Source organism: Enterococcus sp. C46, from assembly GCF_040887565.1.
Lineage (GTDB): Bacteria > Bacillota > Bacilli > Lactobacillales > Enterococcaceae > Enterococcus_B > Enterococcus_B lactis.
On record NZ_JBFOGA010000005.1, the window covers coordinates 95,742 to 110,357 of the forward strand.

A 14,616-nucleotide genomic window follows, 5' to 3' on the forward strand; every position below is an offset into this window, starting at 1 on the left:
AGTTACACCTCATACAATTGACGATAAATAGCTAAAATCTCTTCCATATTTGAGGATTCTGTGACGATTTCTCCATTTTTTAGAAAACATGCTTTAGAACAAAACGATTGGATATTCGCGATAGCGTGGGAAGAAAGAAGAATCGTCTTCCCCTCTTCCTGCCATTGTCTGATCAGCCTATTCAAGATATCAATACTTCCTGGGTCTAACCCGTTCAACGGTTCATCGAATAACATGACAGATGAATCACTGATCAAGTAAGCAGCAAGCAAGACATGTTGTTTCATTCCTAGAGACATTTTTCCAATCGGCAAAGTAAGGTACTCAGTCATCTTCAATCGTTGGAAAACAGTTTGGCATTCTACTTTGCTCTGCCAATAGTATTTGATCAAAGTCAAATAATCAACAGCCGTTAGATAGTCGGATAACTGATTCGTTGATTCTAGAAAAAAGAAAGACCGGCGATAATCTGTATAAGCAGTAGGAGAGATGTTGTGAAGGGACAATTGATCATAAGTTGTTGGCAGCAGTTGGGCAATGCCATTCAGCAAAGTTGTTTTGCCAAATCCGTTCGGGGCAATCAAAGCAGCTACTTCTCCTGATTCTACTAAAAGATCCAATTGTCGAATCACACGTTTTTTACCACGTTTCATGTTCATGTTTTTGATCAGTAATGTCATAGATAGGTCTCCAATATAAATTTTAATATCATAATAAAACAAAAAGCATCCAAATAAAATGCTGACAAAAGTTATTATTTACATATTATAAAAAAGTTAAAATAACATGTTTATTTAAAAGTAAAGTTTGCTGATCCCAAAATTTTTTTATTTTGCTGATATCCTCAAACCTTTGGCACAAAGTTTCGTGCCAAAGTACGACTATTTCTCTTTTTGGTAAGCGGATACAATTAGAGTATCAAAAGGAGAGAGGAAGAGACAAAATGGAACGGATGATTCCCAAAAACAACATTTCGCTAAAAGCGAGGGTACAAAAATTAGGCAGTACCTTATCAAGCATGGTCATGCCAAACATTGGAGCACTGATTGCTTGGGGTGTGTTAACGGCTTTATTTATCCCAGATGGGTATTTGCCAAATGAAGCTTTCGCTACCATGGTAAGCCCGATGCTAACTTATCTGATTCCTTTATTGATCGGCTATACTGGCGGAAAAGTAATTGCTGGTGACCGCGGATCAGTTGTGGGAGCAATTGCAACGATGGGTGTGATTGTCGGAACAGATATTCCAATGATGCTAGGTGCGATGATCATGGGACCTCTTGGTGGATATGCTATCAAGAAATTTGATCAGCTGTTCCAAAAACGGATCAAATCCGGTTTTGAAATGTTGGTCAATAATTTTTCAGCAGGTCTTATCGGTTTTGGATTAGCGTTATTAGGTTTTTCTGCGATTGGTCCAGTTGTCGATACATTGACTCAAGCAATGGCAAAAGGTGTAGAGATCATTTTATCTGCCCATTTGATTCCATTGACAAGTATTTTTATTGAACCAGCAAAAATCTTATTTTTGAATAATGCAATCAATCATGGGATTTTGACACCATTAGGAACTGAACAAGTAGCAGATGCAGGAAAATCTATTCTATTCTTGCTTGAAGCAAATCCTGGTCCAGGACTTGGCGTATTACTTGCTTTTACTTTGTTTGGCAAAGGAGCAGCAAAATCTTCAGCACCAGGTGCTATGATCATCCACTTTTTAGGTGGGATCCATGAAATCTATTTTCCTTACGTCATGATGAAACCGTTATTATTCTTATCAGTTATAGGCGGAGGAATGTCAGGAAGTTTCATTTTCCAATTGATGGATGCTGGACTAAGAGCGCCAGCTTCTCCAGGATCAATCATTGCGATTCTAGCGATGACACCGTTCAATTCTTACCTTCCTGTTATTTTGGGCGTGATTGTTGCCGCAGCTGTTTCATTCGGTATTTCTGCAGTGATTTTGAAAGCGGATGCGAAAGATACAAATGAAGACTTTGAAAAGTCTGTGCAAGAGACAAAAGTAGCTAAACAAGCATCTAAAGGTTCCCAAGGTATTCCTCAAGGAACTGCGCTATCTGGCGTACAAAAAATCATTTTTGCTTGTGATGCAGGGATGGGATCAAGTGCGATGGGCGCTTCGATTTTGAGAAAAAAAGTACAGGAAGCAGACTTGCCTCAAACGGTGACTAACCAAGCAATCAGCCAACTGACAGATGACTCGAATACATTGATCGTTACTCAGGTCGAACTACAAGAAAGAGCAAAACAAAAAGCACCGAACGCGCGTTTTGTTTCAGTAGAAAACTTTTTGAATTCACCTCGATATGATGAAATCATTCAAGAATTGAGCAGCAAACAGGAACCATCAACTTCTGAAACTAAGAACGAGCCAACAGAAGAGTTTCTTTCAGCAAACATCAAACAAATCAAAGAGATTCTACTTGTCCACGATGATCGTTCGGGATCAGCAACAATGGGAATGACTGTGCTCAAAGATATATTAGACAAGAACCATTTAACTATCCCGTTACGAAAAGTCAACATCCAGGAGTTAAAAGGGGAGCCTGATTCACTGATCGTAGCCAAAGAAAGTTTAGCAGAAAAAGCACAGATGGCTGCACCGCAATCCATTCATTTATCGGTTAATAGCATGGTCAACCCACAAAAATTTGAATCAATTGCACAATATTTGAAACAGACAGCTTAAGGGAGGAAAACAGCATGCAAAGTTTGCCATTCGACATGATCGAACTCAATCGATCATTTAAAACCAAAGAAGAAGCGATCCGCTATTGCGGTCAAAAGCTTGTAGAAGCAGGATGCGTTGATGAGGAATATATCGATGCCATGGTAGAAAGAGACAACATGTTATCTGTTTACATGGGGAATTTTATCGCGATTCCTCATGGAACAGATGAAGCAAAAAAATATGTGAAAAAATCCGGCATTTGTGTCGTACAGGTGCCAGACGGTGTCAATTTTGGTACGGAAGAAGAAGAAAAGATTGCGACTGTTTTGTTCGGTATAGCAGGAGTCGGCGATGAGCATCTGCAACTTGTACAGCAAATCGCACTTTATTGCAGTGATATGGACAATGTTGTCCAACTAGCAGACGCGCTCAGCAAAGAAGAAGTAACGGAAAATCTAGCAATTGCTTAAGGAGAGAGAAAAATGAGAGCAGTACATTTTGGTGCAGGAAATATCGGTCGAGGATTTATTGGAGAAATTTTGGCAACTAATGGATTTGAGATTACTTTCGTAGATGTGAATCACACGATCATTGATGCTTTAAATGAAAGAAAAGAATACGAAATCGAATTAGCAGATGAATCAAAAGAAAGAATCACTGTGAAAAATGTCAAAGGAATCAACAATCAAACAAATCCAGAAAAAGTAATCCAAGAAATCGCTGAAGCAGATTTAGTCACTACCGCCATTGGCCCGAATATCTTACCTTTTATTGCCGAGTTGATTGCAAAAGGTATCCAAGCAAGAGAAATGGAAGGAAAAGCAACACCTTTAGATGTCATTGCCTGTGAAAACATGATTGGTGGTTCAGCATTTCTAGAAAAAGAAGTGTATAAATATCTTCCAGAAACATCATTTACTGACAAATATATCGGCTTTCCAAATGCAGCAGTCGATCGAATCGTCCCATTACAACACCATGAAGATCCTTTATTCGTCCAAGTAGAACCTTTCAAGGAATGGGTCATTGACGATAGCCAAAGAAAAAATAAAGAAATCCAATTAAAAGGGGTTTTATATGTAGATGATCTAGAACCATATATCGAACGCAAACTATTTAGTGTCAATACTGGTCATGCGACTGTCGCTTATACAGGTGCCTTGTTAGGTTACCAGACCATTGATGAAGCAATGCAAGATGCGTTAGTTGTAGCACAATTAAAATCAGTTCTGCAGGAAACAGGAAGTTTGCTGATTGCCAAATGGGGGTTTGATTCAGAGCAGCATCATGCGTATATTGAAAAAATCATCCATCGTTTCCAAAACAAATATATCTCTGATGCGATCACACGTGTCGCTCGGACACCATTACGTAAGTTAGGTTATCAAGAACGGTTTACACGGCCAATGAGAGAACTGCAAGAACATAACTTGACTTGTCCACATTTGACGGCAACAATGGGTATTATTTTTAATTATTATGATCCTGAAGATGAACAAAGCCGTCAACTGCATGAAATGAAGATCCATGAAAACTTAGAACAATTGATCCAAGAAGTCACAGGAATCAATGATCCGAAAACAATCGGGAATATCAAGCAAAACGTGAACCGTTATGCCAAGCAAGTCGCTTAAAATAGGATACGAAAAAGGGGAATGTGACGCAACTTTTGTCACATTCCCCTTTTTCGAATAACTAGGCTGTTTGTCCTTCAAGATAGGGCAGGTCCAACTCTTCACCGTAACGTTGTTCTAAAGCTAGGCGAATCAAGCGAGCTGCTAATTTCTCATTTCTTGCAAGGATAGGTCCGTGGAAATAAGAACCGAAGACATTTCGGTAAATGACACCTTCGGATTGATCTTCCCCATTGTTCCCTTGACCTTGTACCACTTTCCCCAAAGGCCGTTCACCTTTACCTAAGAAAGTCCGACCATTGTGGTTTTCAAATCCATAATAAGTTTCATTGAATTCTTCATTATGGATGACAATGTCACCGATAAACCGGTTGTTTTCCTGACTTAATGTGTAGTGATCCAGGGCACTGATACCTTGGATCTTTTCTCCGTTGGCTCCCATGTAGTAGTGACCCAGCAATTGATAACCACCGCAAATGGCTAACATGACACCATCATTTTCGATATAGTTGATCAAAGAATCTTTCTTTTTCTGGATGTCTTTTGAAATGATCAGTTGCTCAAAGTCTTGACCACCGCCAAAGAAAACCAAGTCATATTTATTAGCATCAAAAGGTTCATGTATACTAACGATCTCCGTATGGCAAGAAACCCCCATTTTTTCTGCTACATATTTCAACATCAAAAGGTTTCCGTTATCACCATATGTGTTCATCAAATTTCCATAAAGGTGGGCGATATTGAGTTCATAATTAGCCATGATTCATTCCTCCTTTGATAAATCCTTGAGCCGCTAGTTCTTTACGTAGCTGCAATACAGCAGTGTAAGTAGCTAAGATATAGACATGTTCAGTTGGCAATTCTTTGATTTTTTCGATTACTTCTGGTAATTCTTTTGTTTCTGTCAATTTATTTTCTGGAATCCCGGCAACTTTCAGACGTAAAGTCATATCTGTATGACGATCTCCTCCAGAAATAACGGCTGGGATATCCATATCGGCAAAGTTTTCAAAATTACCATCCCAAATCCAGCTGACATCGATTCCATCTGCGTAATTGGCATTCAATAAAGCTACTAAAGAAAATGGATAAGGAGCTAGACCAATCATATCGATTACTTGATTGATGCCTACAGGATTTTTGACAAGTACTAATGTACATTTCTTTCCATTGATATTGATGACTTCTTGTCGGCCGAACACTTTCTCGTCATATCCTAAACCTTGTTTGATTTTATCAGGATCGACATTGAAGTACTCCGCCACTGCAGTAGCTGCTAAAGCGTTGTAGACGTTATACATACCACCAACTTCGATTCCATATTCATGACCATCAATCACAAAATCTGCTGAAACATTGTCCATCCGTACCATATCAGTCAATCGGTAATCCAGTTCAGGACGTTTGAAGTCACAATTTGGACAGTAATATTTTCCTAAGTTTGCATAAGTGATCATTTTATAATGCAGGATGTGATGACAATTCGGACACAAGACACCGTCTGTATTGTAATGCGCCATTTGTTCACGATCTTCTTCATGGTCAAAGCCATAATATTTTCTAGGATTAACTGTTTCGATCGAATTGAAGATCGGTGAATCACCGTTACTGATAATCGTTGCATTTGGTGACTTTGCGGCACCGTCTACAATCATTTTATAGGTCGTATAAATTTCTCCATACCGATCCATTTGATCACGGAAAATATTTGTAAATAAAAATAGTTCTGGTTTCATATATTCTGTGACTTTGCTCAAACTTGCTTCATCTATTTCTAGGACAGCAAATTTTTTCTGTCCTTTTTTTGGTTTTGCCTGCAAGAAAGTCGATACAATTCCCTGTACCATATTCGCACCAGTAGGGTTGGTTAGAACTTCATCGAATTGCTGGCGCAAAATATTGACTGTTAAAGCGGTAGTCAATGTTTTACCGTTTGTTCCGGTAACAACGACGACTTGGTAGTCTTTTGCCAAGCTATCCAATATAAGTGGATCGACTTTCAGCGCTAGTTTACCTGGTAAACTTGATCCGCCTTTAAAAAAAGTTTTTAATGCCCATTGCGACGTTTTCCCAACTGCAATCGCAAAATGACTGCGTATTCCCATTATGTAACCTCCAAAAACGATTTGCTGACGAATAAATTCAACTAATCATACCATATGTTGAAAAAAAGGTTAAATTGCTTTTCTTATTCTTAAGAAAAAGTTACGGCTGAAAGTGCATGAAATCGGAGAAAACCGCATGATTTAAAAAAAAACAGCTTGAAACAAAATGATTGTTTCAAGCTGGTGTGATTTTATTATTACTCTTCATCGGTCTTTTCATTATTAACCAATAATGATTTTCTCACTTGGATATTCATAGCCCAGATCTCGGGTTTCTTTTGGTACGAACAGCATCAATGTATACAGCATTCCAATCCGCCCAATAAACATCAGGGCAGCAATCGTGATTTTCCCTACAACAGACAAGTCGCCGGTAATCCCTAAGGACAAACCAGTTGTTCCAAAAGCAGAAGTTACTTCGACGATGATCGAGATCAGTGTTTGTTCCTCTGTAGCAGATAAAAAAACGATACAAAAGAAACACATACCAAGAGAAAGCATAAAGACAACGACTGACTTTCGCACATCATCTTGATCGATTCTCCGTCCAAAAATATTGATATTATCTTCACTCTTGAGGAAGGAGTATAGATACAAACCGATGATTGCTACAGTAGTTGTTCGAATCCCGCCTCCTACAGAACTAGGACTGCATCCGATAAACATCAGTAAAGAAAAAATGATCAGTGTCGTAATCTGAAAATCACCCAAATCGTGAATCTGGAGACCGGCATTACGAGTCGTAATCGAATAAAACATCGAATTGATCCATTTGACACTCATACTGGAATCTTGGAATAAATGGTCCTTTTCCAATAGATAAATTAAGATAGTTCCCGAAACAAACAAGATGACAAAAGCCAACACAGCCAATTTGGTAAACAAGGAAAAACGAAATGGAAGCTTTGCACTGGAACGTTTATATAATAGCCACTCCCGACACTCCATCAATACAGGAAAACCAATTCCGCCGACAAAAATCAAAAACATGATTAGGATTAAGAAAAAATAGTCATGTGCAAAGGGCTTGATGGAATCCCCAGTGACGTCAAATCCAGAGTTCGTGACAGCCGATATCGCCTGATAAAAACCGTAAAAAACGGCATCACGCCAACGATCAAAATAGCCTCTGTAATAAAAATAAATAGAAAAGAATGTCCCAAAAAGTAATTGAAACCAGATTAAAATAGCAAAAGTAATCCGGATCAGTCGGACGATACCAGACAAACGCGGTTGATTCATATCCGTCATGATCAGCTGCCGCTGTTTCAATGTGATTCGTCGTTTAGAAAAAATGACAAAAGCAGTAGAAATCATCATGATCCCCAAACCACCAACTTGAAATAATATTTCCAGCAGTATAATGCCGTTATCATTGAACACAGAATTGAGATCAAAAGTCGATAGTCCAGTCACGCTCACTGTACTGATTGCCATGAACAGCATGTCCACAAAAGAAACATGGCTATCTGGTTCGCGAAAAATCGGCAGATAAAATAGAACGAGTGATAAGACCGTCATCAATATATAATAAAAAACGATGATTTGGATCGATGAGAAATGATTAGCAGCAAACTTCTGTCCTCGCCGTTGCAGCCTTCGAAAGAATAAATCAACATGCACAGTACTATCCTCCTGACAATAGTCGTTTCTACCAGTATACAAGGGGAATCAGGAATACTCAAAGAAATTATTGAACAGATAACAATACAGCTTTCGATTAAAATAGAAATGGCTTATAATAAAGCAAATCCTAGAAAAAAGAAGGAGGAGGAATAACAAATTGATCAATGCCCAACAAATCGTAGAAAAAATGAAAAATCAAAAAATAAATTATGATACAGTTCTAAAAAAAATGATCATGCAATGGGAGAAAGAAGAAGTAAAGCCTAAGATATTAATACATACATGCTGTGCTCCTTGCAGTACGCACACGTTGGAATTCATGTCTCAATATGCAGATATCACGTTATTTTTTTCAAATTCGAATATCCATCCTAAAAGTGAGTATTTGCGGAGGTTACATGAACAAAAACGATTTGTAGACCAATTTAATGAGAAAACTGACCATCATGTAGCGCTGATTGTTGATGAATACCGTCCAAGTGAATTCACCAAAATGGTTTTAACAAACCATCTTGAAGACGAAAAAGAAGGTGGTGCTCGCTGCAGTGCATGCTTCAATATGCGATTAGATCTTGTTGCGCAAAAAGCGCAAGAACTAGGATACGATTACTTTGGAAGTGCCCTGACGATCTCACCAAAGAAAAATGCAGCCTTGATCAATCAAATCGGAATGGATATCCAAAAGATTTACGGGACACAATATTTGCCAAGTGATTTCAAGAAAAACAAAGGCTATGAACGCTCTTTGCAAATGTGCAAAGAGTATGATATCTATCGCCAATGTTATTGTGGTTGCGTGTTCGCTGCCAAGCAGCAAGGATGTGATCTGAAAGAAATCAATCGGGAAGCAAAAGCTTACTTAAAAACATCGACCGTAGTTTTTGATGAAAATTAAAGAAATCTTTCGGAAAAACGTAAGAAAAAAATAAAGAATTTATGGTAGAAATAAGGTAGACTGTATAATTTGTCCGTAGTAAAGTAAGAAAACAAGAATAAATTTCAATGAAGGAAGAGATAAGATGCGAAAAGTAGCACCTATTTTGAAGCCAATCGCTGTATTAACAATCTCGACGATTGTCGCGACTACTACAGGTATTGTGAATAGTTCCAGCTACCGTGCACCCAGTTCAAGTTCTAGTACTGTAGAAGAAACAACACCAACTACTTCAGTCTCGACATCTGAACCAACAACAACGGAAAGTTTGAATGAAACCACTACGACAAGTACATGGGACGACACAACAACTAGTTCGTCGTATGATGAGACATATACAACTGACAGCTCAAGCGAAACAAGCAATACGGTACCAGATGGCACTTCATCGGATTCAACCAATCCAAGTACAAGTCCGGATACAAGTGCTAGCTCCGAAACGATACCAAGCAGTACGACTGTAGATGATAACACGCAAAATGATGATGCAGCACGTACAGCACAGCAAAACCAAGATTCAGGAAATACCCAAACGTATAACCAACAAGCAGGTGATTCTCAATGACATTTTTACTAGACCTTATCAATGGGGTGCATAAATTCCTTGGCTATTTAGACATCAGTCCTAAATATCTTAACCGTGGATATACGATTTTAAGTGTGATCCCCACGCTTTATTTATTGAGAATTGTTTATGGACTTTGGCAAAACCAAAACTATCTTCAATTTTTCTTATATGGACTTGCATTTCTAGTGCTTGTTTATTTTACTGTTTTAAATGTATTTTATTACTTTTTAGATAAAAACACGAAAGCCGATGTCACACAGCTTTTTGTGAAGTATTTGCCTGATGAAGCGTTCAACATCCAGACAGAAGAAACAATCAATAATGGAAATTCGATCGATAAAGTGAATACACAAGAGGTCATGGTTTCTTATGACGAAGATTACCAATTGAAATTAGCCGAGAATATGCGGTACTTGATTGGAAATGGTGAGATCAAAATAAATGAACTCGGTCGCATGGATGGATTTCTTGTCGATAGAAATACGTTGTATCCTTATTACTATGTCAAGAAAACAGGAGAGAAAGAGTATGTTCTAAATATTGGACGAAGCTACTCGGACATGGAAAAAGTAGGGACCATTCGGCTGAGCTCAACAGAAGACACATTAGAACCTGTCGGATTGTTCATCGTTGGCGGTGATTTTGTAAAAGACGGGTTGCGTTATCATGAGCCTTATCGCCTGAAATTAATTGCAAAAAAAGCACAATCACAAGAAGAACAAGTTGTTTATAGTCGGAGCCAAAGAAGAAGACATTCATAAGGGGATGTGACATGACTTTTGTCATGCCCCTTTTTTATATAACGAGAAAAATAGAACGAACACGTCACTTATTCTTTCCTTTCATTTATAAACATTGTAGAATAAAGAGAGTACAATGAAATATCGTAAAAAAATGTAATAAATAACGAGGAAATATAAGTAGGAGGTAAGCTGTGAAAGAATTTTTGAAAAATTGGGGGATTCTGATCCTTGTATTAGCGGCTATTTTATTAGCTAGAGTGTACGTGTTTACACCAGTCACTGTAAACGGACATTCGATGGACCCTACATTAAGTGATGGACAACGACTGATTTCATCTAAAATCTCGAACTATGAACGAATGGACATCATTACTACGAAGGAACCAGGGGATGAAGAACGAATGATCGTTAAACGAATCATTGGTATGCCTGGGGACACAGTTAAGATGGAAAATGACCAGTTGACCATTAATGGCAAAAAGTATGATGAGCCTTATCTAGATAAGTTCAAAAAAGAATTTTCAGAAGATAAGTTACAAGGAGAGTATGCTTATAGTTCAGGGTTCCAAGCACAAGCAGAAAGTGCCTCTACCTTTACGAGCGATTTTGAATATACTGTGCCAAAAGGAAAGTATCTTGTTCTGGGTGATAACCGTTTGATTTCAAAAGACAGCCGAATGTTTGGGTTAGTCGACAAAGATATGATCCAAGGCAAAGTTGTTTTCCGCTACTGGCCTCTTTCCGAAATCAAAATCATTTGATGAAAAAATAAAAAGAAGAGGTTGTGACAGAAGTGGTCAGCTTCAAGAAATAAGAAACTGCTTTTGGAACACCGTTTAAACGAAAAAAGAAGCTGTGACATATTTTTGTCACAGCTTCTTTTTAAGCTTTTTGGCTGATGGATAGGAAAAGCGAAGCGTTTTTGTTCATAAATAGCTTTTCTCCACGATGAAAAGTATGACTAGCAGTAGAGACAAAGCCAGTTTTTTTCAATCGATCGTTCAATTCTTCTTGGATAAAGCCATTATGGACTTTCGGATGACTGATTTGTTCATTCTTGTCAAAATCTACAATAATCAGTTGACCGCCAGGAGCTAAAAGTTCGAAAAGTTTCATGAGAATAGTCTTCGTATCAGGAATGTGCAAAAGTACGAGTGATAGAAGGATCACATCTGCTTGGATAGCAGGAAATTCGACAGAAGCATCAGCGTGGATCGTTCGGACATTTTTCAGATCTGCTGCTTGGATCTTTTCTTCTACCATTTTCAACATAGTTTCTGAAGCATCGGCAATGATCAGTTCTTTGAATCTTTCCGCAAGCGGTAAACTCACAAGCCCAGTTCCGCCTCCGTAATCCAGCAGGACTTTTTGGTGGCTGTCGCGCGGTAGATAAGTTGTTAGTTCTTCGCGAATAATCTTGGCTAATGCTTGACGGTCAGGGGAATCATAATGATTAGCGATGGAATCAAAAATATTTTTTGTCATCAAATAGCTCCTTACATAAAACTTTGGAATTTTAACTTATTATAGCACGTGAAAAGAAAGAAAACATGCTATACTCAATTCAAAAAGAAAGTATTTAGCAGATGTACTTATTTTTATAAATCCTAAGAATTTTCAAGGACAGAAATTTTTCTAGAAAGATAAGATAAATGGATCGCCTTATTTAGTTCTTGTCAAAAAATTGGAACAAAAGTAAGCAAGGGATTTGAACGATAATCTGTGCTTGATGAAAATTCTCACTGTAAAAAATGTTGAAAATCAAGTATAATACCATAGGAACAAACTGGAAGGTGAAAAGAGCATGGCACAACTATTTTTTAAGTATGGCGCAATGAATAGCGGCAAGACAATCGAGATCCTAAAAGTCGCACATAATTATGAAGAACAAAATAAACCAGTTGTCTTGATGACAAGCGGTATTGATACGAGAGATGGTTTAGGCGTTGTTTCAAGCCGAATCGGACTGAAACGTGAAGCAATGCCGATATTTGAAGAAACAGACGTATTTGACGTGATTCAGAACATGGAAAGCAAACCCTATTGTGTGCTGATCGATGAAGCGCAGTTCTTAAAAAAGAAACATGTCATTGCTTTTACGAGAATCGTGGATGAATTGGATATTCCGGTTATGGCGTTTGGTTTGAAAAATGATTTTCGAAACGAGTTATTTGAAGGATCAAAATATTTATTGCTTTACGCAGACAAGATTGAAGAAATGAAAACGATCTGTTGGTTCTGCCACAAAAAAGCAATCATGAATTTACATTATATTGATGGGAAACCTGTTTATGAAGGCGATCAAGTGCAAATTGGCGGAAATGAAGCTTATTACCCCGTTTGTCGAAAACATTACTTTCATCCATCAATGATTACAGAAGGAGAATAAGCATGTACGATCAATTACAATCAATTGAAGACCGTTATGAAGAGCTTGGAGAACTTTTAAGTGACCCAGAAGTGATTTCTGATACAAAGCGCTTTATGCAGCTTTCAAAAGAAGAAGCAAACACGCGCGAAACAGTCGAAGTTTATCGTCGTTATAAAGAAGTAGTACAAGGGATCACCGATACAGAAGAACTGCTTGGTGAAAAACTGGATGATGAAATGGCTGAACTAGCAAAAGAAGAATTATCTGAGTTAAAAAAAGAAAAAGAAGTCTTAGAAGAAAAAATCAAGATCTTGCTTTTACCAAAAGATCCAAATGACGATAAAAATATCATCATGGAAATCCGCGGAGCAGCAGGTGGAGACGAAGCAGCCTTATTCGCGGGTGATCTTTTCAATATGTACCAAAAGTATGCTGAAGCACAAGGTTGGAAAACAGAAGTGATGGAAGCAAATGTTACCGGGATCGGTGGATACAAAGAAGTGATTATGATGATTACCGGAGAGAATGTTTATTCGAAATTAAAATATGAAAGTGGTGCACATCGTGTCCAACGTGTTCCTTCAACTGAATCGCAAGGGCGTATCCATACTTCCACAGCGACAGTTGTCGTGATGCCAGAAGCTGAAGAAGTAGAGATCGATATCGAAGACAAAGATATCCGCACAGATATCTATCATGCTTCAGGTGCTGGCGGACAGCACGTCAATAAAACAGCATCTGCGGTACGTTTGACTCACTTACCAACAGGGATCGTCGTTGCTATGCAGGATGAACGTTCTCAGATCAAGAACCGTGAAAAAGCAATGAAGATCTTGCGTGCTCGTGTGTATGATAAGATCCAACAAGAAGCACAAAGTGAATATGATGCCAATCGAAAATCAGCAGTCGGAACTGGGGATCGTTCAGAACGGATTCGGACGTATAATTTCCCACAAAATCGCGTGACTGATCACCGTATCGGATTAACTATCCAAAAATTAGATCAGATTTTAGCAGGGAAATTGGATGAAATCGTTGATGCATTGATCATGTATGATCAAACATCAAAACTGGAAGCTATGCAAAATGGGTAAAATGACCTATCGAGAAGTCCTGTCACGGGCTTCTTCTTTTTTAGAGGATCATGGAAAAGAAGCATACAGTATCCAATTTTTATTTTTGGAACGAAAACAATGGAAAAAACTTGATTGGCTCCTTCATATGAACGAAGAGATTTCAGAAGAAGAACAACAGTTGATCGAAACAGATCTGCGACTTCTGCTTGCAGATCATCCGCCTCAGTATTTGCTAGGATATGCAGATTTTTATGATCATCGGTTGAAGGTAACCGAAGCAACACTGATTCCTCGACCAGAAACAGAAGAGTTAGTGGAGTGGTGTTTAGACGAGACGCCTGATGTACCATTGGAAGTGATAGATATCGGGACAGGGACTGGGGCGATTGCTATTAGTTTGAAAGCAGCAAGAAAAAATTGGCATGTATCTGCCGTAGATCTTTCTGAAGAAGCATTAGAAGTCGCGAAAGAAAATGCTCAGCACGAAGGAACGAAAATCAGTTTTTACCATGGGAATACATTGGAACCAGTACAGGATCGGCGATTTGATGTGATTATTTCTAATCCGCCGTACATCAGTCGGAATGAATGGGAACTGATGGATGAAAGTGTCCGGTCATTCGAACCTAAGATGGCCCTTTTTGCGGAGAACGATGGATTAGCTGTTTATGAAAAAATAGCAGTTGAAGCACCAAGCGTACTAAAACCAAATGGAAAGATTTTTTTAGAAATCGGATTTCGCCAAGGTGAAGCAGTAAAAAAAATATTCCAGCAAGCATTTCCAGATAAAAAAGTGGCGATAAAAAAGGATCTTTTTGGTAATGAACGAATGATCCAAGTCTACAGTTGAAGCTGTGGATGAAAAAA

Annotated in this window: 15 protein-coding genes; 10 read left to right on the top strand and 5 right to left on the bottom strand. The window is 38.3% G+C overall.

What is annotated here, in order from left to right; genetic code table 11:
- Window positions 1-2: 2 nt before the first annotated feature.
- On the bottom strand, window positions 3-680 hold the full coding sequence (locus AB3I27_RS09195; RefSeq protein ID WP_104760289.1) for an ABC transporter ATP-binding protein: 678 nt from the start codon (window positions 678-680) through the stop codon (window positions 3-5).
- A 263-nt stretch (window positions 681-943) separates the two neighbouring features.
- On the opposite strand from AB3I27_RS09195, the gene AB3I27_RS09200 reads away from it, so the two are divergent.
- Genes AB3I27_RS09200 through AB3I27_RS09210 form a run of 3 tightly spaced genes read left to right on the top strand, consistent with a single transcriptional unit; the run spans window position 944 to window position 4,326 of the window.
- Window positions 944-2,710 carry a PTS mannitol-specific transporter subunit IIBC gene (locus AB3I27_RS09200; RefSeq protein WP_002343993.1) on the top strand — a complete coding sequence of 589 codons (1,767 nt, stop codon included), beginning with the start codon at window positions 944-946 and terminating at the stop codon, window positions 2,708-2,710.
- A 14-nt stretch (window positions 2,711-2,724) separates the two neighbouring features.
- On the top strand, window positions 2,725-3,162 hold the full coding sequence (locus tag AB3I27_RS09205; protein ID WP_002291499.1) for a PTS sugar transporter subunit IIA: 438 nt from the start codon (window positions 2,725-2,727) through the stop codon (window positions 3,160-3,162).
- A 12-nt stretch (window positions 3,163-3,174) separates the two neighbouring features.
- Complete coding sequence (locus AB3I27_RS09210; protein WP_002343994.1) at window positions 3,175-4,326, top strand: mannitol-1-phosphate 5-dehydrogenase; 1,152 nt, start codon at window positions 3,175-3,177, stop codon at window positions 4,324-4,326.
- A 61-nt stretch (window positions 4,327-4,387) separates the two neighbouring features.
- On the opposite strand, the gene AB3I27_RS09215 is transcribed toward AB3I27_RS09210, so the two are convergent.
- The 3 genes from AB3I27_RS09215 to AB3I27_RS09225 all read right to left on the bottom strand — a co-directional run bounded on the left by AB3I27_RS09215 (window position 4,388) and on the right by AB3I27_RS09225 (window position 8,054).
- Window positions 4,388-5,086, bottom strand: coding sequence for a type 1 glutamine amidotransferase (locus AB3I27_RS09215; protein ID WP_002310101.1), 699 nt, complete (start codon window positions 5,084-5,086; stop codon window positions 4,388-4,390).
- Window positions 5,079-6,431: a Mur ligase family protein gene (locus AB3I27_RS09220; RefSeq protein WP_002314095.1), complete on the bottom strand. Its 1,353-nt coding sequence runs from the start codon at window positions 6,429-6,431 to the stop codon at window positions 5,079-5,081. Before AB3I27_RS09220 ends, AB3I27_RS09215 begins: the two co-directional genes overlap by 8 nt.
- A gap of 222 nt (window positions 6,432-6,653) precedes the next feature.
- The gene (locus AB3I27_RS09225) at window positions 6,654-8,054 is read right to left on the bottom strand and encodes a TrkH family potassium uptake protein (RefSeq protein ID WP_104760290.1); all 1,401 of its coding nucleotides are present in this window, start codon (window positions 8,052-8,054) and stop codon (window positions 6,654-6,656) included.
- A gap of 160 nt (window positions 8,055-8,214) precedes the next feature.
- Between AB3I27_RS09225 and AB3I27_RS09230 the strand changes: the two genes are divergently transcribed.
- The 4 genes from AB3I27_RS09230 to lepB all read left to right on the top strand — a co-directional run bounded on the left by AB3I27_RS09230 (window position 8,215) and on the right by lepB (window position 11,063).
- Window positions 8,215-8,952 carry an epoxyqueuosine reductase QueH gene (locus AB3I27_RS09230; RefSeq protein WP_002310105.1) on the top strand — a complete coding sequence of 246 codons (738 nt, stop codon included), beginning with the start codon at window positions 8,215-8,217 and terminating at the stop codon, window positions 8,950-8,952.
- A 124-nt stretch (window positions 8,953-9,076) separates the two neighbouring features.
- Window positions 9,077-9,556, top strand: a complete 480-nt coding sequence (locus tag AB3I27_RS09235) for a hypothetical protein (RefSeq protein ID WP_002310106.1) — start codon at window positions 9,077-9,079, stop codon at window positions 9,554-9,556.
- Complete coding sequence (locus AB3I27_RS09240; RefSeq protein WP_002310109.1) at window positions 9,553-10,320, top strand: DUF6681 family protein; 768 nt, start codon at window positions 9,553-9,555, stop codon at window positions 10,318-10,320. Before AB3I27_RS09235 ends, AB3I27_RS09240 begins: the two co-directional genes overlap by 4 nt.
- 173 nt (window positions 10,321-10,493) lie before the next feature.
- Window positions 10,494-11,063: a signal peptidase I gene (gene lepB / locus AB3I27_RS09245; RefSeq protein WP_002316795.1), complete on the top strand. Its 570-nt coding sequence runs from the start codon at window positions 10,494-10,496 to the stop codon at window positions 11,061-11,063.
- A 121-nt stretch (window positions 11,064-11,184) separates the two neighbouring features.
- On the opposite strand, the gene AB3I27_RS09250 is transcribed toward lepB, so the two are convergent.
- Window positions 11,185-11,787, bottom strand: coding sequence for a class I SAM-dependent methyltransferase (locus AB3I27_RS09250; protein ID WP_002314093.1), 603 nt, complete (start codon window positions 11,785-11,787; stop codon window positions 11,185-11,187).
- A gap of 319 nt (window positions 11,788-12,106) precedes the next feature.
- Between AB3I27_RS09250 and AB3I27_RS09255 the strand changes: the two genes are divergently transcribed.
- The 3 genes from AB3I27_RS09255 to prmC are packed head-to-tail and all read left to right on the top strand — an operon-like array spanning window position 12,107 to window position 14,599.
- Window positions 12,107-12,691: a thymidine kinase gene (locus AB3I27_RS09255; protein ID WP_002291517.1), complete on the top strand. Its 585-nt coding sequence runs from the start codon at window positions 12,107-12,109 to the stop codon at window positions 12,689-12,691.
- 2 nt (window positions 12,692-12,693) lie between these two features.
- A complete protein-coding gene (gene prfA, locus AB3I27_RS09260) occupies window positions 12,694-13,767 on the top strand; it encodes a peptide chain release factor 1 (RefSeq protein ID WP_002291519.1) in 1,074 nt (357 codons plus the stop codon).
- On the top strand, window positions 13,760-14,599 hold the full coding sequence (gene prmC / locus AB3I27_RS09265; protein WP_002310113.1) for a peptide chain release factor N(5)-glutamine methyltransferase: 840 nt from the start codon (window positions 13,760-13,762) through the stop codon (window positions 14,597-14,599). The genes prfA and prmC overlap by 8 nt, the downstream gene beginning before the upstream one ends.
- The last annotated feature ends 17 nt before the right edge of the window (window positions 14,600-14,616 follow it).